The sequence below is a fragment of the Streptomyces sp. NPDC001507 genome, assembly GCF_042894765.1.
GTDB lineage: Bacteria > Actinomycetota > Actinomycetes > Streptomycetales > Streptomycetaceae > Streptomyces.
Genome location: NZ_JBIAVV010000011.1, coordinates 23,457 through 43,853, shown reverse-complemented (window position 1 = coordinate 43,853; position 20,397 = coordinate 23,457). Strand labels below are relative to the sequence as shown.

The 20,397-nt window shown below is 70.9% G+C and carries 16 protein-coding genes and 3 pseudogenes; 12 read left to right on the top strand and 7 right to left on the bottom strand.

Annotation, left to right across the window (positions count from 1 at the left end):
• Positions 1 to 2: 2 nt before the first annotated feature.
• Entirely contained in the window at positions 3 to 815 is an 813-nt protein-coding gene (locus ACFY0K_RS32265) for a cupin domain-containing protein (protein WP_390642770.1), read from the bottom strand.
• Between the two features lie 577 nt (positions 816 to 1,392).
• Between ACFY0K_RS32265 and ACFY0K_RS32260 the strand changes: the two genes are divergently transcribed.
• From ACFY0K_RS32260 to ACFY0K_RS32235, 6 genes are all read left to right on the top strand, one after another.
• The gene (locus ACFY0K_RS32260; RefSeq protein WP_390642769.1) at positions 1,393 to 3,279 is read left to right on the top strand and encodes a WD40 repeat domain-containing protein; all 1,887 of its coding nucleotides are present in this window, start codon (positions 1,393 to 1,395) and stop codon (positions 3,277 to 3,279) included.
• Positions 3,276 to 4,526: an MFS transporter gene (locus ACFY0K_RS32255; protein ID WP_390642768.1), complete on the top strand. Its 1,251-nt coding sequence runs from the start codon at positions 3,276 to 3,278 to the stop codon at positions 4,524 to 4,526. Before ACFY0K_RS32260 ends, ACFY0K_RS32255 begins: the two co-directional genes overlap by 4 nt.
• Complete coding sequence (gene ribA, locus ACFY0K_RS32250) at positions 4,523 to 5,209, top strand: GTP cyclohydrolase II (RefSeq protein WP_390642767.1); 687 nt, start codon at positions 4,523 to 4,525, stop codon at positions 5,207 to 5,209. Before ACFY0K_RS32255 ends, ribA begins: the two co-directional genes overlap by 4 nt.
• On the top strand, positions 5,206 to 6,894 hold the full coding sequence (locus tag ACFY0K_RS32245; RefSeq protein ID WP_390642766.1) for a WD40 repeat domain-containing protein: 1,689 nt from the start codon (positions 5,206 to 5,208) through the stop codon (positions 6,892 to 6,894). The genes ribA and ACFY0K_RS32245 overlap by 4 nt, the downstream gene beginning before the upstream one ends.
• Positions 6,891 to 7,853 carry a formylglycine-generating enzyme family protein gene (locus tag ACFY0K_RS32240; protein WP_390642765.1) on the top strand — a complete coding sequence of 321 codons (963 nt, stop codon included), beginning with the start codon at positions 6,891 to 6,893 and terminating at the stop codon, positions 7,851 to 7,853. Before ACFY0K_RS32245 ends, ACFY0K_RS32240 begins: the two co-directional genes overlap by 4 nt.
• Before the next feature lie 213 nt (positions 7,854 to 8,066).
• Positions 8,067 to 11,117, top strand: a complete 3,051-nt coding sequence (locus ACFY0K_RS32235; protein ID WP_390642764.1) for a BTAD domain-containing putative transcriptional regulator — start codon at positions 8,067 to 8,069, stop codon at positions 11,115 to 11,117.
• Between the two features lie 39 nt (positions 11,118 to 11,156).
• Here the strand turns inward: ACFY0K_RS32235 and ACFY0K_RS32230 are convergent, their stop codons facing one another.
• Positions 11,157 to 11,384 (bottom strand): hypothetical protein, encoded by a 228-nt coding sequence (locus ACFY0K_RS32230; RefSeq protein ID WP_390642763.1) that lies wholly within the window; start codon positions 11,382 to 11,384, stop codon positions 11,157 to 11,159.
• Between the two features lie 726 nt (positions 11,385 to 12,110).
• On the opposite strand from ACFY0K_RS32230, the gene ACFY0K_RS32225 reads away from it, so the two are divergent.
• Positions 12,111 to 12,545, top strand: a complete 435-nt coding sequence (locus tag ACFY0K_RS32225; RefSeq protein ID WP_390642762.1) for an NUDIX domain-containing protein — start codon at positions 12,111 to 12,113, stop codon at positions 12,543 to 12,545.
• A 648-nt stretch (positions 12,546 to 13,193) separates the two neighbouring features.
• On the opposite strand, the gene ACFY0K_RS32220 is transcribed toward ACFY0K_RS32225, so the two are convergent.
• Together ACFY0K_RS32220 and ACFY0K_RS32215 are read right to left on the bottom strand one after the other, a co-directional pair.
• Positions 13,194 to 13,826: a DUF4360 domain-containing protein gene (locus ACFY0K_RS32220; protein WP_390643058.1), complete on the bottom strand. Its 633-nt coding sequence runs from the start codon at positions 13,824 to 13,826 to the stop codon at positions 13,194 to 13,196.
• Between the two features lie 467 nt (positions 13,827 to 14,293).
• Complete coding sequence (locus ACFY0K_RS32215; RefSeq protein ID WP_390642761.1) at positions 14,294 to 14,683, bottom strand: hypothetical protein; 390 nt, start codon at positions 14,681 to 14,683, stop codon at positions 14,294 to 14,296.
• Between the two features lie 245 nt (positions 14,684 to 14,928).
• Here ACFY0K_RS32215 and ACFY0K_RS32210 point away from each other — a divergent pair, with 245 nt between their 5' ends.
• From ACFY0K_RS32210 to ACFY0K_RS32190, 5 genes and pseudogenes are all read left to right on the top strand, one after another.
• Entirely contained in the window at positions 14,929 to 15,561 is a 633-nt protein-coding gene (locus tag ACFY0K_RS32210; protein ID WP_390642760.1) for a DUF2637 domain-containing protein, read from the top strand.
• A 264-nt stretch (positions 15,562 to 15,825) separates the two neighbouring features.
• Positions 15,826 to 16,014: pseudogene (locus tag ACFY0K_RS32205) on the top strand (mobile element transfer protein); the annotation flags it as partial.
• Positions 15,924 to 16,256: a replication initiator gene (locus ACFY0K_RS32200; RefSeq protein ID WP_390643057.1), complete on the top strand. Its 333-nt coding sequence runs from the start codon at positions 15,924 to 15,926 to the stop codon at positions 16,254 to 16,256. The pseudogene ACFY0K_RS32205 and the gene ACFY0K_RS32200, both read left to right, overlap by 91 nt.
• Positions 16,253 to 16,465, top strand: coding sequence for an excisionase family DNA-binding protein (locus tag ACFY0K_RS32195; protein WP_390643056.1), 213 nt, complete (start codon positions 16,253 to 16,255; stop codon positions 16,463 to 16,465). Before ACFY0K_RS32200 ends, ACFY0K_RS32195 begins: the two co-directional genes overlap by 4 nt.
• Positions 16,465 to 17,632 (top strand): annotated as a pseudogene (locus tag ACFY0K_RS32190) (tyrosine-type recombinase/integrase). Before ACFY0K_RS32195 ends, ACFY0K_RS32190 begins: the two are co-directional and overlap by 1 nt.
• Positions 17,633 to 18,209: 577 nt before the next feature.
• On the opposite strand, the gene ACFY0K_RS32185 reads toward ACFY0K_RS32190, so the two are convergent.
• The 3 genes and pseudogenes from ACFY0K_RS32185 to ACFY0K_RS32175 all read right to left on the bottom strand — a co-directional run.
• A complete protein-coding gene (locus ACFY0K_RS32185) occupies positions 18,210 to 18,497 on the bottom strand; it encodes an SCO5918 family protein (RefSeq protein WP_390642759.1) in 288 nt (95 codons plus the stop codon).
• A 380-nt stretch (positions 18,498 to 18,877) separates the two neighbouring features.
• The gene (locus tag ACFY0K_RS32180; RefSeq protein WP_390642758.1) at positions 18,878 to 19,306 is read right to left on the bottom strand and encodes a DUF5994 family protein; all 429 of its coding nucleotides are present in this window, start codon (positions 19,304 to 19,306) and stop codon (positions 18,878 to 18,880) included.
• A 603-nt stretch (positions 19,307 to 19,909) separates the two neighbouring features.
• Positions 19,910 to 20,164: pseudogene (locus ACFY0K_RS32175) on the bottom strand (hypothetical protein); the annotation flags it as partial.
• Between the last annotated feature and the right edge of the window lie 233 nt (positions 20,165 to 20,397).

Here is a 20,397-nt window from a genome sequence, read left to right as displayed (position 1 = left end):
CGTCAGATCACCTCGGTGGAGACGCCTGCGGCGTCGTAGAGGGCGGGGTCGAAGGGGGTGGGGCCGCCGCAGGTGACGAACCGGCGGGCCTCGGGGCCGGTGTGCGGGTTGCGGGCGCCGTGCAGCACGCCGGGGGCGGCGTACAGCACGTCGCCGGCGGCGACATCGACCCAGCGGTCGGCGAGGTACATCTGGCCGACGCCCTCGAAGGCGATGAACGCCTCGTCGGAGTCGGGGTGCAGATGGACGTTGAAGGTCTCGCCGGGCTGCTGGATGCCGCAGTGCAGGCACAGCTGGCAACTGCCGGAGCCGGGCCAGAAGACGAAGTTCATGGCGGCCCGGCGGCCCTCGGCGGCGATCTGTCCGGTCCCCGCAAAGCCCTGCAGCCGGGTGGTCTCGTCCCACAGGGAGGAGAAGAGCTTGGGGTCGGTGCCGGGGCGGCGGCCCGGCTGCAGCGGGGACCGCCACACGTACACGGTCATGCCCGCGTCGTCGGCGGTGAGGGCCAGGGCGCGGCCGGTCGGCGCGTACGCGGCCGAGGCGGGCTGGGCCGGGCGGCTCTCGCCGTCCACGGTGAGCCGGCCCGAACCCGCGAAGACGACGGCGGTGTTCTCCTCCTGCAGGGTGGACGGCGGACTCCAGGTCTCGCCGGGTGCGAGGCGGGCCACGTGCAGCGTGACCCAGGTGGCCCCGGCCTCGGGGCTCACGGGCGTGGCGACGGTGGTGCTCAGCCCCTCCTGGGGCTGGAAGACCAGTTCGCCGGTGCGGATGATCCGGGCGTCGCCCAGGTACGTCGCCGTCCGCGTCGTTGTCATTGATGGCTCCAGGCTCGTACGTCACATGCGTCTCGCATGTCGTGTTCGTGCCGAGCGTCGCGGGAGCTCCTACCGGTGGTGTCCCCGCCCGCTCCCGGCACCGGGCGGCGGACCGGGAGCGGGCGGGAACCGACCGGGACCGGTTCGGGAAGACGGGGCGGCACCTTTGGGGTGTCGCCGGGAGACGGCGGCAGGGACGAACCCCCGAGAGGAGGTACGACCATGATCCGCAAGCCGGTTCGCCGGGGCGTCAGCTCCCGCAAGTCCGCGGCCGCCTGACGGCCGCCCTTTCCCGCCTCCACGACCCCCGGGAAGGAGGTACAGCCGTGATCCGCAAGCCGGTGCGCCGGGGCGTCAGCTCCCGCAAGTCCGTGGCCGCCTGACGGCCACCGTCCGCCCGTCCCGTCAACACCCGCAAAGGAGGTACAGCCGTGATCCGCAAGCCCGTTCGCCGGGGCGTCAGCTCCCGCAAGTCCGTGGCCGCGTAAGCGAGGCCCTTCTCTGTGGCGGGCACAGCGTTCTCCGCGGTGCCCGCCACCGCCTTTCCCCCGCATCACCCCACTCACAGGAGCCTGAAATGGAGTTGACCGACCGCGTCGTGCGGATCGTGCACGTCCCGGGGGCCGGTCTGCTGGCCGCCGACGTCACGGGCCGCATCCACCTGCTCGACGAGAACCTGCACGTCATCAGGTCCTCCACCCCCCCGACGGGCAGCGTGGCCGCGGGGCACGCCCCGGTGTACACGCTGACCGCGGCCGGCGACTGGGTGGTGGGCCGTGACAAGCGCGGGACCCTGCTGCGCTGGCGTCTGGACACCCTCGACCTGATCGACGTGCTCGACGCCGACCGCACCGCGAACCGCGCCGAGCTGCTGGAGGGCGAGGAGCCCTCACCGGTGATGAGCCGCGGCATCACCGTGCACAAGGGCAAGGTCTACATGAACAACGGCTACCGCCAGATGGCCGTCCTGGACCTCGAGACCTTCGCCGTCGAGCGCATCGAGCCGAACTTCGCGGGGCACGTCCCGCTGGAGTGGTTCTGCCAGGACCACCCGGAGGTCGACGCGGCCTCCGACAAGGCCGGCCGGGTCTTCCTCGGCGACCTGGAGTCCCTGGACTTCCCCACCGTCGTCCAGGCCGACGGCGGCAACATCCACCGCATCCTCTACGATCCGCTGCACGACCGGTTCTGGGCCACCCAGGACGACGGCGTCGACGAGAACAACAACATAGCCAACGGCGTGCTCACGCTGGACGCCCGCGGAAACGTCACCGGGCAGTTGCTGCTCGCCCGCGACGACGTGGAGTTCCTGGCGTTCTCGCCGGACCACCGCACGGTGTACGTCGGCGGCTTCGACGGCGTGCTGCACCTGCTGGACAACACCACCCCCGAGCTCAAGGTGGCGTCCACGGTCAGCGGCTTCTCCCACCAGCTGACCGACTTCGCCGTCGGCGACGACGGCACCGTCTACACCCTCACCCAGGACGGCGACATCCGCCGGCTGACCGCCGACGGCACCCGGACGCTGGCCCGTGCCCCCTTCCGGCGCCAGTGCGTATGGGACATCCAGCCCTCCGTGGACGACCCGGCCGAGTTGTACGCGGCCACCGACGACGGTGTGGCCGTGCTCTGTGTCGTCCCCGACGGCCTCGGTGAGCCGCGCCTGGACCTGCGCGCCCACCACACCCACGGCATGGGCTTCACCCGGCGCGTGGTGCCGCTACCGGGCGGCTGGGCCGGAGTCACCCGCGACCAGTGGGTCTTCCGCGCCGACCGTGACGGCTCGGTGCTGTGGCGCCACCGCCTCGACGCCCTCGCGCACACCGTCGCCGGCTCCCCCGACCACTCCCGGCTGCTCGCCTGCCACAATGACGGGATCGATGAACTGGACGCGGCGACCGGTGAGTTGATCACACGTCTGGACATCGGCCGGGCCTCCGCCTGGGCGGGCTGCTATCTGCCCACCGGCGAACGGGTCGTCGCCTCCAGCACCGGCCTCGTCAGCGTCTACGCGGCCGAAGGCACCGAGGTGCTGCGGGAGTTCGACACCGAGGAGTACCCGAAGCGGATGTGGGCCGACGGCCCCGACGCCCTGATCATCAGCGGCGAGAACGGCGTCAAGCGCCTCTCCGCCGCCGACGGCGAGGTCACCCACCGCTGGACTGAGCTCCTGGACAACACCGTCGAGAACGGCGTCCTGCTGCCCGACACCGTCTACGCGGTCTCCTACGGCGCCCAACTCGCCGCCTACGACCGGGAGTCCACGGAGATCGCCGCCCTCATGGAGGACCTGCCGGACTTCGCCAAGGCGCTCGCCGCCGTGCCGTTCGGCGACGGGTACGTGCTGCTCGCCGGCGGCCGGGGCGGCTGGATCCGGCTCTTCCGTCCGGCCGGCGAGGACCGCAAGGCTCCGCTGACCCGGGTGCGCGACCTGCTTCTGCCCCGGCAGAGGACCACGCCGTGAGCGCCACCGCCGTCGAGCAGTCCAAGCCGTCGCCCTGGCGGGACCGCCGGTTCCGGATCTTCGCCACCGGCAACGTCGTCAACAACATCGGCGAGGCCGTCTACACCGTCGCGCTCCCGCTGTTCGTCTACGAACGCACCGGTTCCCTCGCCGTCATGTCCCTGCTGGCCGTGCTCACCCCGGCCACGCTGCTGCTCGCGCCGCTGCTCGGCGCGGTCGTCGACCGGCACGGCGCGCGGGTGCTGGTGGTGCCGGGGCTGCTGGTGCAGGCGGCCGCGGCGATCGCGCTGAACCTGACCGGCCTCGCCGCCCACGCTCCGCTGTGGCCACTGTTCGTCTTCGGCGCCCTGGTGCAGATCGGCGGCGCCGCCTACCGGATGGGCTGGATGACGGGCGTGGCGCACATGTTCCCGGACAACCCGGTGCGTTCCCGGGCCAGCCTGGGCAGCCTCTACACGGTCACCAACGTGGTCGGGCCGCTGCTGGTCAGCGCCGCGCTGCTGTGGGTCGGCTACACCGGGCTGCTCTGGTTCAACGTCGTCACCTTCTTCGCACCGATCGCCGTGTGGCTGATGGGCATCCATCCGCCCCGGCAGCAGCAGTCCGCGCAGGCAGCAGGCGGGATGGGGCGGGGCCTGGTGGACGGCCTGCGGGTGCTGCGGGCGACGCCCGTTCTGCTGCACGCCGTACTGGTCTTCGTGCCGATGCTGCTGGTCGGCACGACCGGCACGATGACCCTGTCCCTGTTCCGGCTCCAGCACGACTGGGACCTCTCGCCGCGCACGGTGGGCCTGGTCCTGGTGGCCGTACGGATCACCGGAGTCCTCGGCACCGTCCTGGTCTCCGAACGGAAGACCTTCCCGTTCCGCGCGATCGTCCTCGTCGGCACCGTCGGCATGGGCGGGGCGCTGCTGCTGATGGCGTCCGGCTCGGTACGCGTGTTCGTCGCTGCGATGGTCGTGATGTTCGGCTTCCAGGCCGCGCTGGGCGTGGCCAGCGACCTCATGGTGTTCAAGTTCGTGCCCGCCGACGCCCTGGGCCGGGTCGGCGGCATCGTCGACCTCGTCCTCGGCCTGCCGGTCCTCGCCGGACCGCTCGCCGTCCCCGCCCTCGCGGACGCGCTCGGCGCGTCCACCACCTTCCTCGCCTTCGGCTGCCTCCAGCTCGCCGGCCTGCTGTGGCTGTGGCGCACCTGGCAGCAGTGGGCCCCCCACACCTCGTCCCGAGAGGAGGCCGTCCCGGCATGAACGACGGCAGCAACATCGGTAGCCACCCCGGCCGGACGGCCGTCCGCGCCCGCGTCCCGGTCACTCTGCACCGGGCCGGGCACCGCACCGCCGACCTGGTCACCTTCACCTCCCTGCCGGACCGCGAAGAACACGTGGCCGTGGTCGTCCCCGGTCCCCGCCACGCGGTCCCCCTCGTCCGGCTGCACAGCGAGTGCCTGACCGGCGACGTGTTCGGCTCCGCACGCTGCGACTGCGGCCCCCAGCTGGAGGAGGCGCTGCTGCGGATCGCCCGGGAGGGCGGGGCCGTGCTGTACCTGCGCCAGGAGGGACGCGGGATCGGTCTGTACAACAAGCTCGACGCGTACGTCCTGCAGGACCGCGGCAGCGACACCTTCGAGGCCAACCGGCTGCTGGGCCGCGGCGAGGACGAACGCGACTACACCGCGGCCGCCGAGATGCTGCGCGCCCTCGGCCTGACCCGCATCCGGCTGCTGACCAACAACCCAGACAAAGCGGGGCAGTTGGCCGATCTGGGCATCGAGGTCGCCGAGACCGTGCCGACCGGGGTCTATCTGACCGGTGAGAACGGCCGCTACCTCGACGCCAAGGCCCGGCACGCCGGCCACACCCTGCTCGTCCCGGACGCCCTGCCCACCGCGTCCGCACGCCCCACCGATGAACTGGAGGTGTCTGTCCTGTGATCCGCCACAACGGTCCCATCAGCGGAGTCGCGGCCCACGACGGCAGGTTCGTGGCCACCGCCGGCTACGACAATCAGCTCGTCCTGTGGGACGCGCGCACCCGGCGTGCGCTCGCCCGCGCCGTCCACGACCATCTCGCCAACCAGGTCTCCTTCAGCCCCGACGGCCGCCACCTGGTCTCCTCCTCCAGCGACTACACCGCCCGCCTGTGGTCGGTGCCCGACCTCAGGCTCCTGGCGGTGCTGTCCGACCAGGAGGACGACGTGGAGATGTCGGCCTTCCACCCGTCCAAGCCCCTCATCGCCACCGCCTCCCGCGACCACCGGGTACGGGTGTACGACTTCTCCGGCGCCCTGCTGCACACCTTCAGCGGTCACACCGCCGACGTCATCTCCGTCGAATGGGCGGCGGACAGCGACGAGCTGGTCTCCTCCAGCGACGACGGCACCATCAAGCGCTGGTCGCTGCGGACCGGGGGCCTGGTGTCCGACACCGACCTCGGCGGCGTCGAGACCGACACCATCGCCGTCACCCCCGAGGGCACGGTGTACGCGGGCAACGACGAGGGCGAGATCGTCGTCCTCGCCGCCGACGGCACCTCCGCCCACCGCGCGCACGAGGCGGGCATCAAGCGGCTCGTGCTGGACTTCGCCCAGGGCAGGATGGTGAGCCTCAGCTACGACCGCACCCTGCGGGTGTGGGACGTGACCGGGGGGCTGCGGCCGATCGCCTCCTCGACCTTCCCGGCCGACGTGTGGCCGCGCTCGTGCGCCTTCCTCGACGGCGACACCCTGGCGTTCGCCACGTTCGGGTCGTCGTACGCGATCCACCGCATCGCCGACGGCACCTGGGACCTCGACCATGTCGAGCCCACCCACGGCGTGAACGCCGTCGCCGTGCACGAGGGGCGGCGGCTGACCATCGGCGACGCCGGCATCCTGCGGGCCGACGGCGTGCCGGCCGCCGAGACGGGCAGCCTGTGCAACTTCCTCACCCCGGCCGCCGGTCGGGTGTTCAGTGGCGGCCAGCTGGGCACCGTCTTCGACGCGCTCACCGGCGAGGTGCTGCACCAGCACCGCTCGCCGCTCAACTGCGGTGCCGCCTTCGAGCGCGCCGGTGTGCCGCACGTGGTGGTCGGCGCCTACACCGGTGAGGGCCTGGTGTTCTCCGTCCAGCCCGACGGCGCCGTCAAGCACGAGGCGACGCTGCCGCTGCACTCCGGCGCGGTCAAGGGCGTGGCGGTGTCCGGGGACCGGATCTTCGCGGTGTGCGCGGACGCGGCGGCCTCCTGGTTCTCGACCGAGGACTTCACCGAGGTGGCCCGCGTCGACGCCGCCCACGACCGGATCGCCAACGGCTGCGCGGCGCTGCCCGGCGGACGCTTCGCGAGCGTCAGCCGTGACCTGGTGCTGCGGCTGTGGGACGGCGCCACGGCGAGCGCCCACGCCACCCCGCACGACCACTCCGTGAAGTGCGTCGCCGCCTCGCCGGACGGCCGGTACGTCGCCACCGGCTCCTACAACGGCCTGGTCGCCGTCTTCGACACCGCCTCCGGGACCTGGCCGGTCGTGCTGCGCCCGACCACGGCCGGCATCTCCTCGCTGTGCCACGACCCGCGGCGGGACGTCTTCCTGGCCGGTTCCTACGACGGACACGTCCACGAGATCCCGGGAGGTCACCGGTGAATCCGAACCTGGTCGGCGACCGCGCGGCGATGGGACTGCCCGACTCCTTCGTGCAGCGCAGCTCCGGCGAGTTCATAGGTCCGCACCGCGACCTGCTGACCGCTTCCCCCGACACCCTGATCGCGGTCGCGACCGCGCCGCACGAGCCGTGCCCCCGGCGGCACGCGGCCGGTACCGTGCTGGGCCTGCTCGGTGACCCGCGCGTCCGTGTCCTCGACCCGGAGATGATCGACGTGCCGGCCGCCCGGGTCACCGTGGGCCTGCCGCCGGAGCGGGTGGCCGAGGTGACCGACCGGTGGCGGCACGTCGGCGTGGTGGAGGAATGGATCGCGAAGGAGTGCCCGGCCCACGAGGTCGACCTCGCCGCCTTCCGCATCGCCCGCTACCCGGTGACGAACAGCGAGTACCGCGTGTTCCTGGAGGAGACCCACGAGACATGGCTGCCGAAGTCGTGGCCGTTCGGTGTCTACCCCCGAGAACTGGCCAACCACCCGGTGTGGGGTGTTCCGGCGGAGGCCGCCGACGCATACGCGGCCTGGCTGTCGCGGCGCACCGGCCGCCGCTTCCGGCTGCCGTCGGAGGCCGAGTGGGAGTACGCGGCCTCCGGCGGTGACGGCCGCGAGTACCCGTGGGGCGGGTCTTTCCGTCCCGAATGCGCCAACACGGTGGAGGCCGGTCCGCTCACCACCACCCCGGTCGGGGTCTACCCCGCGGGGCGCAGCCCGTTCGGTCTGGACGATGTCGGCGGGAACGTCGAGGAGTTCGTCGCCGACGACTACCGGCCCTATCCCGGCGGTGACCCCGAGCCCGACGACCTGTTGCTGACGCAGGGGTCGTACCGGGTGGCCCGGGGCGGGAGCTTCACCCGCTACGGCGATCTCACCCGGTGCCGCAGGCGGCACGGCTGGTACGACAAGCCCATCTACGCGATCGGTTTCCGACTGGCCGAGACGCCGTGACCTCGCACCGCGAAAGCCGGCGACGGCCGCTCCCGGCCGGCCGTCGCCGGGCCGCCTCCCCCGCAAGCGCCAACGCCCTTGCGGGCGGCTGCCGTTGAGGGACGGGATGTGGCTGGTCTCACATACCTTCCACTGCAACTGCCGACGCCGCGACCTAGGATGGATTCGATCTTCTCCGGTTGGAGCGGAAGACGGGGGCTGGGGGGAAAGGCCGTGCGGTTGGAGGAGCAGAAACGTTCTACCGTCAGGTTCAACATTCTGGGATCGCTGGAGGGCTGGCACGGAGAGCGGCGACTCAAACTCGGCAGCCCCACCCAGGAGCGCGTGCTCGTCACCCTGCTGCTGGAACCGGGCCGGATGGTCCCGGTGTCCCGGCTGGTGGCCGCGGCCTGGGACGACGAGCCACCGCAGACCGCCGCCCACCAGGTCCGCAAGGCGGTGGCCGCGCTGCGCAACCGCATCCCCGACGGCTCCGAGCTGATCGTCACCGACGGCACCGGCTACCGGGCAGTCCTGGACGACGACCAGCTCGACCTGAACCTGTTCCACCTGCACGCGCAACTCGCCCGGGAGGCGGTGGCCGCCGGACGGGCCCACGAAGCGGCCGACGAGCTGCGCGCCGCTCTCGGCCTGTGGCGCGGCACGATCCTCGCCGGCGCGGGCGGCCCGGTGATCTCGGCCGCCTCCGTCGCCCTGGAAGAGCGGCACATGGCGGTCGCCGAGCAATACCACGAGCTGCGTCTCCAGCTCGGCGAGGCCGCCGAACTTGTCGGCCCTCTACGCGAGTTGATCGCCTCGCACCCACTGCGCGAAACACTCCGCGGCCAGCTGATGCTCGCCCTGTACCGCTCGGGCCGGCAGGCGGAGGCCCTGGAGGAGTTCGGCCGGGTCCGCGATCTGCTCGTGGAGGAACTCGGCATCGATCCGGGCGCCGAACTCACCCGGCTGTACGAGGCGATCCTGCGCGACAGCCCGGAAGTGGCGCCCCGGCCACCGCAGTCGGTGACCGCCCGCGGAGTACCAGTACCCGTCCCCCAGGACGACCTGCCGCCCAAGCTGGAGCAGCCGCCCCGGACCCTGCCGTACGACCTGCCGGACTTCACCGGGCGGGAGGCGGAGCTGCACCGGATCGTCGCCGCCGGCCGGGCCCCGGGACACGGGGCCGCCAGGATCCTCGGCATCGACGGCATGGGCGGCAGCGGCAAGACCGCGCTCGTCGTGCACGCCGCACACCGGCTGGCCGAGGACTACCCGGACGGGCAGCTCTTCGTCGACCTGCGCGGATTCAGCCCCGGCGAGAAGCCGCAGGAGGTCGGCACGGTGATCGACTCCCTGCTGCGCGGCCTGGGCGTCCCCGACGACCGGATGCCCGATGGTCTGGAGAGCAGGATCACCCTCTGGCTCAACATCTGTGCACAGCGCCGACTGCTGCTGGTCTTCGACAACGCCGTGGACGCCGCACAGATCCGGCCGCTGCTGCCCGCCTCCGAAGGCTGCCTGGTGCTGATCACCAGCCGCATCCGCATGCTCGACCTCGACGGCGCCGAATGGCTCTCCCTGGAACTGCTCTCCGGGGACGACAGCGCCGCCCTGCTGGCCCGCACCCTGGGAGAGGAACGCACCGCCGCCGAGCCCGGGCCCGCCGCTCAGCTGGTCCAGCTTTGCGGAGGCCTGCCGCTGGCCCTGCGGATCACCGCCGCCCGCCTGCGCAACCGGCCCCGCTGGACCATCCAGTACCTCGTCGACCGGCTCGCCGACGAGACCCGCCGGCTGCTCGAACTCAGCGCCGGCGAACGCAGTGTGGAGGCCACGCTGCGGCTGTCCTACCAGGCGATGGAGGGGGACCGGCGCGCCGCTTTCCGGCTGCTGGCCGAGCATCCCGGCTCCATCCTCGATGTGCACTCCGCCGCCGCGCTGCTCGGCGGCGAGGTCCACGAGGCCGAGGACGCCCTGGAACACCTCCTCGACATCCATCTGCTGGAGCAGCCCGAGATGGGCCTCTACAGCTTCCACGACCTGGTGCGCACCTACGCGATGGCGTTGCGCGGCGACGAGGACGACGGCCGGGCGGCCATCCAGCGCCTGGCCTCGTACTACGTCACGGCCAGCGAGGCCGCCTGCGACGTGCTCTTCCCCGGGCGGGCGCGCTACGACACCGGTGGCGACCGGCGGCCGTGGCGGCTGCCGCAGATGGGCTCCGACGAGCAGGCGCTGCGCTGGTTCGGCCGCGAGCACGACGCACTGCGCGCGGTCGTGGAGCGGGCGGGTGCCCATGGACTGCACCGCGACGCGGTCGTCCTCGCCCGCAACTTCATGTTCTACCTCAATCTGCGAGGCCACCACGAGGAGTTCGGAGCGATCAGCCGACTGGCGGTCGCCTCCGCGCGGGTGCTCGGCGATCCGCTGCTGCTGCGGGTGAGCCTCGGCAACCTGGGGATCGCCCACTGGTGGCTCGGCGCCTTCCAGGACGGCATCGTCGTCGCCGAGGAGGCACTGCACCTGACGCCGGCCGCCGACCACCGGCCCACGGAGGCCTTCTGCCTCGATGTGCTGGGCCTTCTGCACAGCGCTCTGGGCAACTTCGAGCGGGCCTGCGCCTATCTGGAACAGGGCATCGCCCTGCATCGCGAGATCGGCGTCGCACGCATGGAGGCGGAGGCGCTGGCCAACCTCAGCTCGGTACTGACCTGGACCGGCCGGTACGCCGACGCGGCCCGGCACGCCGCCCGGGCGACGGAACTCAACCGGCGGCTCGGCGAGCGCGGCAACGAGATCACCTCGCTCGCCTGGCTCGCGCTGGCCCACCTCGGCCTCGGCGAGGACGAGCGGGCGAGAGCCTGCCTGGCCCAAGCCCTCGAACTGTGCGACGAGACTCTCCAGCCCGGCAACGTGGCCTTCGTCCACGCGCACTGGGCTCAGCTGTGTCAGCGGCTCGGCCAGGACCAGACCGCCGCCGAATACGCGGACCATGCCATGGAACTGGTCTCGGCCCGGGGTATGCCCTTGCGGCAGGCGGCGGTCGCCAATGTCGTCGCGCTGGTCCATCTGCGCCGCGGTGAACCGGCCAGAGCCATGGACCTCCACCGCCACGCCCACGGCCTGGCCTCCGCCCTGGGCTACCGCATCGAAACGGCCCGGGCGCTGCACGGCATGTCCCAAGCGGCCGAGGCACTGGGCAACGACCAGGAAGCCCGGGCCCACCGCCGGGCAGCCGAGGAACTTTACGACGCGATGGACGTGACGGAGGCGGGCCGCCGCTTGTAACGGCCCGCCGTCCTGGGGTGTGCAGGGACAACCCGGCTGTCAGGCTGCGGAGTTGCCCGGGCCACGGTCGTCGGCAGGTGCTGCCGTGGCGATGATTCCGGGGCCGCGGTCGTCCGCCAGGACCGTCGTGGCGACGGCTCCGGGACCGCGGTCGTCCGCCTTGGCAGGCCGGGCACTGTGCCCGGGGGCGGTCGCTCCGATGGTCAGGATCGCCAGGCCGGCCAGCGTCATCACGGCCGTTTTCGTCCGCAGCGTGATCGTGCGCATCGTTCTACCCCCTGTGTTCGGTGATCGTCCCGCCCTCGGGACGCCACCGATCTTCCGAAGAAGCGTTCCCTGTCAGTTCCCGTGTCGTTCCCCACGAGAGGGAGACGTCCGGTGACACCGGTGAGGCTCCAGCGCAGCGGTTCACCGGGGGGAAAGGGCGCAACCCGTGTGCATCCCGTGCGCGCAGTCCGCCGGCAGGACGGCGAGCGGCGGACGGACCCGAGGAGGGACAGGAAGACCACATCGCGTCATGATCCGATCACAAAGAGTGATCTACCAGCACTCTGACGACGATCGACACCAGGAAGTTGCTTCCGGACTCGACGCGACCGTACGCACAGGCTCGCCAGGAAGCTGCTGCCGTTCCAGAACCGACCCCGCCCGACCTCGACGATCAGCGTTCTGACACGGATCCGGCACGCGGCAACTGCTCACAGTGGACAGCAAAAAGGCCCGGGTCTCTGACCTGGGCCTTAATCGTGGAGCGGGAGACGAGAATCGAACTCGCGCTCTCAGCTTGGGAAGCTGCGGGCAGTGGGGGGCGCTTGGGCCGCTGACCTGGGCGAATGGTTGGGGTGCGACGTCGCCGGGCTCGGCGGCTTTCACCGTGGTTCCCCGCTGTTCCCCGCTCGTTCTGGTGCGCTAGTGGTGCACCGGTCCCATGCCCGTTCCGATCCGCTCGGTTCGGGCCTCCTCGCCGGGGGTGGGCGCACTATCGTCGCGCGTATGAAGGTCCGTCACAATGTTCGTGCGGTTCTGCTCGACGGCGGCCAGTTGGTGTTCCTGCGCCGAGGATGGCCGGGCGGCGCCGCCTATTACACGACCGTCGGTGGGGGCGTCGAAGCTGAGGACGCCGACTTTGAAGCGGCTCTACGCCGCGAAGTGATGGAAGAGATCGGGGCCACGATTGGCCCTGCGACCGAGTTCCTGACCTTGACCGAACCGGGCGAAAGGGTCACCGTCGTACAGCACTACTTTCGCGCCGATGTGCTGGACATGGATCCAAGCCGCCGCAGCGGTCCTGAGCTCGATGATCCCGACATAGGCGACTTCACACCGGTGCGAGTCGTGTGGGACGCGTCGGCCGTGAGAGCGCTGGAACTTCATCCGCCCGAACTCGCCAACTACCTGCGGGAGCGCGCCCAGAATGGGGGTGCCTGAGGGGTGGCGCCACTCGATGGATCTCGTAGAGGCGCCTCCTCAATCTGCTGCCACTGCCCGTCGGGCGGTCAATCATCAGGTGCACGGTCCGTGGACTCGCCACGACCGAGTCAAGGCGACGGGCGCCGGCCGACAGCGAGGACGGCGCCCGTACTGGGCCAAGGCTTTGCGGTCTGGCCTCATCCTTATCAGGTCGATCACGGGGAGTCGGCATCGTCGGTCAACCGGCCGGTCCCCTCGGCTGATCGTCCATTGCCGTTCGACGTGGGTCGGCACCGTCCGGGTCTGTTGGTGTCAGCCGCTGGTGTCAGCCAACCGACGCCCTCTTGACAGATCCGGCGTCAGTTCTTCTGGAACTCGCCTGAGTCGCCCGAGGCGTCTCGGCCCCACCGCCTGTTGACGGAACCGGCGGGGCCGACCCACACGACACCTCAGACAGTGGGCGTGATCGGCTTTTCTTTGCGCTCGTTGTGGCGCGTGGCGGGAGGGGGCCGGGCGGTTCGCATGCCGCAAGAGGGAGATGCGCGGGTGGGCCGAGTTACCCCTGTTCAACAGGCGCGTCCCTCCTCCAGTGATCACTACATGGTGCTACGACCGATCACGAGAGCCGTTGGCCTGGACGCACCTGCCGATCGCAGCGCCAGGAGATCACTGACACTGCTTCAAAGCCACGTGATACACGGTTTTGATCGTGCCGTTCGTCGAGTCCATCTCCATGAAGCTGGTGGCGCTCGGGCTCGAGGTGCCGGGGTCGACCTGTAGTTCGGTGTTGATGTCGAGGTTGCGCTCCTGCCCGCAGGGGGCGAAGACCAGGGCGGCGGCGGGCACGGTGTCGGTCGTCTGCCAGTCGTTGGTGAACCCGCCGGTGAAGCGATGAGTCCTGGTGACGGTGGCGTTGCCCTGGAAGTGGTAGCTGGCCCGCTGGGTCCCGGACGCACCCGGGGCCAGTGACGCGAAGCCGCTGTAGTCGGCGGACACGATCGCGTAAGTGAGGCCACCGGGGACGTGCACGCGCAGGTTGAGCTGACAGTTCTTCCGGGAGGCGGACGGCGGCGAGCCGGGCCCCACCTGGGCGAGGTAGTTGCTGTAGGTGACAGTGAAGGCGGTGCTGTCAGGGGAGACGGCCACGGCGGCCGTCCCCGGCGGGCAGCCGGTACCGTCGGCCGCCACACTGTCGATGACGATCCGGCCCGGCGGCGGGGGCGGAGCCGCGGGGGCACCGTAGGCCGACGAGCCGAACAATGATGTGGCGACACCAGCCGCCGCGAGCGCGCGGAGCACCATGGGCTTCCCTTCAATCGTCCACGGATCCAGGGCGGCCGTCACTGCCCGAGCCCGGCCAACCGGATTTGACGCGGGCATCGCACCACAGGTGACGTGCTCGCACAGGTAACGTGACGACCGAGTCACTCAATCGGCCTTCGAGGTGGAGACCTCGTTCACCCACGCGCGGGGACAGAGCGGCGCGAGCTCGGATACCGCGGCTGACTCCATCTGCTCTACCGCTACATCTGCTGCGGAGCCGGTGCCGGCCGGAGCATCAGCTGTCTGGCCGCCCCTACGGAGGTCAGACCGTGACCGTGCACGCGTCGGACTCCACGGTCACCGTCGAGCTGGACGGGAGGTCCGGGTGATCCGGCACACGACCGACGTCCCGGTCCGTAACGCGAAAGCGGACAAGCCCCACGGGGCTCTCTACGTTGTCTAGACCCACCGTCAAGCATCACCTGGGACCAGAACGTCAGGCATCAGCTGGGATCCGACACGGGCGCGTGGGGTGCCTTAGGTGCTGTGTGCGGTTTGAAGTCCTGCGTGCAGGACGGGAGTTCCGCTCCCTGGCGGTGTGCCAGTGGCAGGAAGATCACGGGCCGGATCGTCCATGTGATGCGGGTGCTGGCATGGGTGACTGTCACCGTGCAGGGCTCGGCTCGCAGGAGAGCTCTCCTCGTCGCTATGCGGCCGTCGTACAGCCACTCCCACGCTTCCTGAGACGCGTCGGGGTCGAGTGCCGGTGAGATGGTGCGGAGTGCGATGGCGACCCACCTGTCTGCCTGCGGCGCGGAGTAGGCGTCGAAGGATGCCCGGAGCGCCGGCCACTGCGTCTCGTCGGTGAGGTCCTCGGTCCAGCATTCACGCACCCCAGACCTCTCTCTCGGCGATGCCGCCGAGACCTGCCGCGAGGCGGCGCACCTGGTGCCCGACCTGCCTTCGCTCAAGCCCTTCCGGCCTCACGTGCCCGTACACCCGGTGAAGGCTCCGGCCCCGGTCGTCCGGCCGCGTCCGGTGACCGACTGACCGTCGTCCCTTCCTCGCATCGGCCTGCGTGACCGCCTCGCGCCAAGTCCCTACCCCTCCCATGCCCGAAACCGAAAGGAGCCGGATCGTGCGCGTCCGCCTCGGCCGTGTCGACGCGGTGTTGGTCCAGGCGCTCATTGCTGCCGCGCTGTCCTTCGCCCACCTCCATGACGTAGCCATGGCGGCCGGGCAGGACGGGTGGAAAGCCTGGGCCTACCCGATCAGCGTTGACCTGCTGCTCGTCGCCGCATGGCGTCGACTCCGCTCCGGGACGGCCAGAGCGGCGGCCTGGTGCTGGTTCGTCATCGCCCTCGTCGCGTCCCTCGACGCGAACGTCGCCACCGCCGGCCTCCTCGACCTGGACGACGTCCCCGCCTGGCTACGGATCCTCGTCGCCGGATGGCCCGCCGTCGCCTTCCTCGGCGGCACCCTCCTCGCCCACTCAGAGCCGAAAGCGGCCACCGAAGAGATCGGCACCGACATCATCGAGGACCAGGAGCACGAGCCCGAAGCCACACCGGCCCCGCCGCCTGTCCAACCCACCACCGAGGCGCTGCCGGAACACCCGCCCGTCCCGGTGCCGGCCGCCCTGGTCGACCACGCCCGAAAGGTCGCCGCCGAACACCACACCCGCACCGGTACCCCGATCGACACACCGACCCTCCGCGCCCGCCTCGGCGTCCCAGCACCCATGGCCGAAGCCGTTGCTGCGCAGCTCTGAGGCGCGTGCCGGTGAGGGGGTTATCGCTTCCGCAGCAGCCGCCGCGTTCCGACAACGGCCGAAATGATCAGTACCTCAAGGGAGCACGTGGTGATCACGGTGGCCCAGGACTCGCCCACCCACCACCTTCCCCCAACACACGCGAGCCCAAGTACCAACGCGGCCGTACCGAAGGCGGCCAGCCGCCGTGCCCCTTGTGACATGCCGCCTATCTACACGCCGTCACGCCCAACAGGCAAGCGATCAAAAGGAAGGACATCTCTCTTGCCGGCCAACCGCCGCTTCCGCAACGTGATCCGCATCGGCCCCGTCCAGGTCGGCACCGCCTACGACGACCGGAGCCGCGAGAAGCACACCGCCGCCTGCACCGCCCCGCGCTGCGGCTTCTCCGCCGACTACGACAGCCGCGCCGCCGCCGAACTCGCCGCCCGCACCCACCGCTGCCCCATCCGCTCGGCTTCCGCGACCACTTCTCCACCAAATCCCGCCGCTACTCCACCACCCTTGGCGTCCTCCGCGACGCCCGCGCCCAATGGCGCCGTGCACAAGCGGCGACAGCCACCAACCCCCAGCCGGGCACGACATACGTCCTCGCGCACTGGGTCTTCGCCGGCACCGGCCTCAGCTCTGCCGAGACCTGGCTTGCCGCATCCCTCGAACCAGCCCTCGGAACGGAAGGAGAGCCCACCGCATGACCGACCGCTACCTGTCCGTCGACCAGGTCGCCGAGCTGCTCGGCACGACCACCCGCTTCCCCCGGCGGCTCATCGAGGAACGGCGCATCCGGTACGTGAAGGTCGGTCGGCACGTACGCATCCCCGAGAGCGCGGTCACCGAGTACATCGGCGCCCGGACCGTCGAACCGATCCGGCTTCGCCGCACCAGCGCCCGGAGGGCTGCCTGATGGCCAACAAGAAGGGCAACCGCAGACGCTTCGGCGCGGTCCGTCAGTACCGCTCCGGCCGCTGGACGGCTTCGTACCTCGGCCCGGACGGTGAACGCATCCGCGCTGAGGAGACCTTCGAGACCAAGAAGGACGCAGAGATCTGGCTGTCCCAGGTAGAAGCGGATCTCACCCGCGGTGACTGGCGGGATCCCCGACACGGGAGCAGTCAACTTCCGTACGTACGCCGAGAAGTGGGTCGAAGAACGAGAACTGCCCGTCCGTACCGTGGACCTGTACGAAGACCTCCTCAGGGTTCACATCTTCCCGGCCTTCGCTGCCCTCGACCTGGACGAGATCACCGGTCCTCGCGTCCGTGAGTGGCGCAGTGATCGGCTCCGCACAACCGGTGCCAAGACAACCGTCGCCAAGGCGTACCGCCTCGTCAAAGCCATCATGGAAACCGCGGTCGACGACGAACTGATCAGCCGCAACCCGAGCCGTATCAAGGGCGCGGGCAAGGAATCAGCCGCCGAACGCCGTATCGCAACCGTCGCCCAGGTCGACGCCCTCGCCGACGCGATCGGGATCCGCTGGCGCCTCATGGTCTATCTCGGCGCATACGGACCGATGCGGCCCGAAGAGCTGGCCGGCCTCCGCCGCCGGGACGTCGACCTCGACAACCTGCTGATCCGTGTCCGTGTCGCCGAGCCCGAGCGGACCAACGGCAAGCGGGCTCCCGGCGAGACCAAGACCGATGCGGGCGTCCGTTCGGTCGCCCTCCCGGCCTTCCTCCACAAGGACCTGCGGCGGCACCTCGACTGGTACGCCGAGAAGAGGCCCGATGGTCTTCTCTTCGTCGGCGAGAAGGGAGCGGCTTTCCGGCGCACGTCCTTCGGTCGGAAGTGGCGCCGGGCGCGCACCGCCGTCGGCCTCCCGGACGGCTTCCGCTTCTACGACCTTCGTCACACCGGTCACACGCTCTCGACCCGTTCGGGCGCCACCCTCAAGAACACGATGGTCCGCGCCGGCCAGTCCTCCGAGAAAGCCGCGATGATCTACCAGCACTCCGGCCACGACAGGCAACAGGAGGTCGCCGCAGGCCTCGACAGCATGGTCCGCGCCGAGCGTGCGAAGCACCACAAGGACGGCCGCCCGCACCACACGCAGGAGTCATCAGCGGGCTAATGGTGCGCCAGTGGTACGGCCCCCGCCCACCGGTCTAGACAACAAAGAACCCCCGGGTCCATGACCTGGGGGTTTCTGCTGGAGCGGGTGACGAGAATCGAACTCGCGCTCTCAGCTTGGGAAGCGACGGCGCTCGACCGGACTTATGCCCTCTGACCTGCGCGGACTCGCCCAAGAGAGGCTGTTGTGAGGTCCTGTTCGCACCGCTGGCGACCGTAGGTGTCCGCCCTTAAGGGCACGCCGTGGGCACGGAGTCGTCGGCGGGAGTGGTGCGAGGCGTGCGCGGACCTGGTCGGGCTGCGGTCGGTGGTTCGGCGGCGTCCGCCCACGAACCGGTTGCGTTCGGGAACGCGGAGTGCCCGGAGTACGGACGGGCCCGCGCCGGTCGCCGCCGGGCATCGTCACGGCGGCAACCGGGCGGAGCGGGCCATACCGTTCTCGTGCGGCTCACGGCTTCTTGCCGAACCGTCGGGCCTCACGAGAGGGTTCACTGTCCGGCCCGCTCCCAGACCGAGTGCCTGGTCCTCGGCCTTTCAACCGGAAAACAGCACATGAATTGCCGTGACTCCGGAAATCGTCACCAGCCGAGCGCGTCCTCGTCGGCACGGGCGTCCCGGGGCCGCCCCACCGGGGGCGCGTCGTGGCAGGTGAAGCCGAGCCGGGTCAGGGCGCGGCGCATCTCGAACGACGTGAAGTCCCGGCGGTTCTGCCTGGTGATCACTTCCCCGACCTGCATCACGGGGTAGATCCGACCCTCGATGGTCACGGACACGCCGGTGACGGGTTCGGGCGTGATGCCGTCCACCGACTGCTCGACCTCGCTCTTGGTCAGGTCGAAGGGGAAACGGGCGATGACACAGCGCATGGAATCCTCCGCAGAGACGGGTGAGAACGCGAGGGGAACGACTCCGGGCGTCCGGACGGAGGTCAGGGACTGAGCGCGAGGACGCCCAGGGCGTAGCCGCGGTCGTCGACGACGGGGCACCGCCGTCCTCGACGCGGATCCATCCGTCCCGGGCCAGGTCCACGACGACCAGCACCGTCCGGGCCGAGCCGCGCGGACCTCGGCCAGGGCGGAGACCAGTGGTGCCCCGGTCTGAGCGTCCAGTTCACCGTACGCGCGGACGATGCGGCACTCCTCGAAGAGCGCGTGCGCTTCGCCCTGAGCGGCCGACGGATCGAGCGGTGCGGGGGATCGGGGCAGGGCGGCCTGCCACGCCGCGGCTTCCACCGGGGGCGCGGCCCTCATCCGGTCTTCCCTGCCGTGCCTCCAAGGCGGCCGATGCGGGCGAGCTCCAGCATCCGCACGGCGGTCAGCGGGCTCTCGGGGTCGTCGACCGCGGCCAGCAGCTGGGCCGCCGTTCCCGCGGACTCCTCGGGCGGGACCACCAGGAGCACCCAGCGTCCCACGGTGCCGCAGTCCAGGGTGATGACGTGCGCCTCGGCCCCGGGACCGGCCGGCTCGACGGTGATCGCCCGGCCAGGTGCCATGACCGCGTGCGGGGCGCCGGGCCATGCGGCGGGGTCGACGGTGACCCGTACCTCGGCGTCCGCCTCCGGTTCCAACGCGGCGACGAGCGAGGGCAATTCGAGTTCCAGGGCGTCGCAGCGCGGCCACCAGGCACCGTCCAGCGGACCGTGGCTGATGTCCCGGGTGACCGTCAGACGAGGCATGGGCATGCGATACGTGTGCGCGTCGGCCGCGGACGCGCTCGCGCCTGGCGTTCTGCTGGTTCCCATCGTGCGGTCCCGTCCCGGGCGCCGTGGGGGGGGGCACGGCCGCCCGTCGCGTCACTCGCCGGGAACGGCACCGCCGACCGCGCTGCGCGAAAAGCTCTCGGTGCCGCCAGGCTACTCCTGATCGCGGACAAGCGGACGGGGCCGGTCCCGGGGCCGTGTCCCCCGCTACTCCTGTATCTCCCGCTCCTCCCGTTCCTCCTCCCGCTCCTCCATCAGACGGATGCCCTCGTGTGTCAACGACACGGCGGCCGGGGTCCGGTGCGAGGTCCAGTCCACGTTGATCAGGCCCTCGTCGGCCAGGTAGGCACAGGCGGCGGAGAGGTCCTCGTCGGGCAGGCCCAGTTCGTTACGGAGCGCCGATCCGCTGACCTCGGAGCGGTTGTGCTCCACAGCCCCGTACAGGGATCGCAGGACCGCCTTCCGGTTGTTCTTGCGTTCGTGCAGTTTCGTCATGTCTGTCGTTCTCCGAAGTTTCGACGGCCGCGTGGGGAAGGCCGGGACGACGGACCCTCCTGACCGCACGCGCCCGGGTCGCACCTCATCGGCGTGTGCCGACGCCTGCTCCGTCGACTCGCCGGCCGCGAGCCACGACCGTGCGGGTTCCGCGGTGCGGGCGGTGTCGAGGGTGAGATGGAGCCGGGTGCCTCCGCCTTCCCCTGCGGGATAGCTGCGCTGCTCGGTCGAGGCGAAGCAGTGACGGAGGACCTCGGCCACGCGCCGGGCGACCTCCGGGGTCGCGGCGACGATGCGCACCTCTGCGTGGCCCCGGGATGGCAGGGGGTCGTACTCCACAGGGTCCTCCTGACGGGCGGCCGGCAGAACGCGGACGCGTCGCTGCCCGGTACGCCGGGAGACGGGGCGGGGCGGCTTCGGTGGGTCCACGCGGGCCCCGGCCGAATTTTCCAGCGCCCCCTTTCTGAAGGGTATGCCGGGAGGACTGGCCGTGCGTGCCACGATCACACGTGATCCGGACAGCCGTCCGGTCCGTCACGGGTTGCCCGCCCCCGGTGACCGAACGGAGCCGA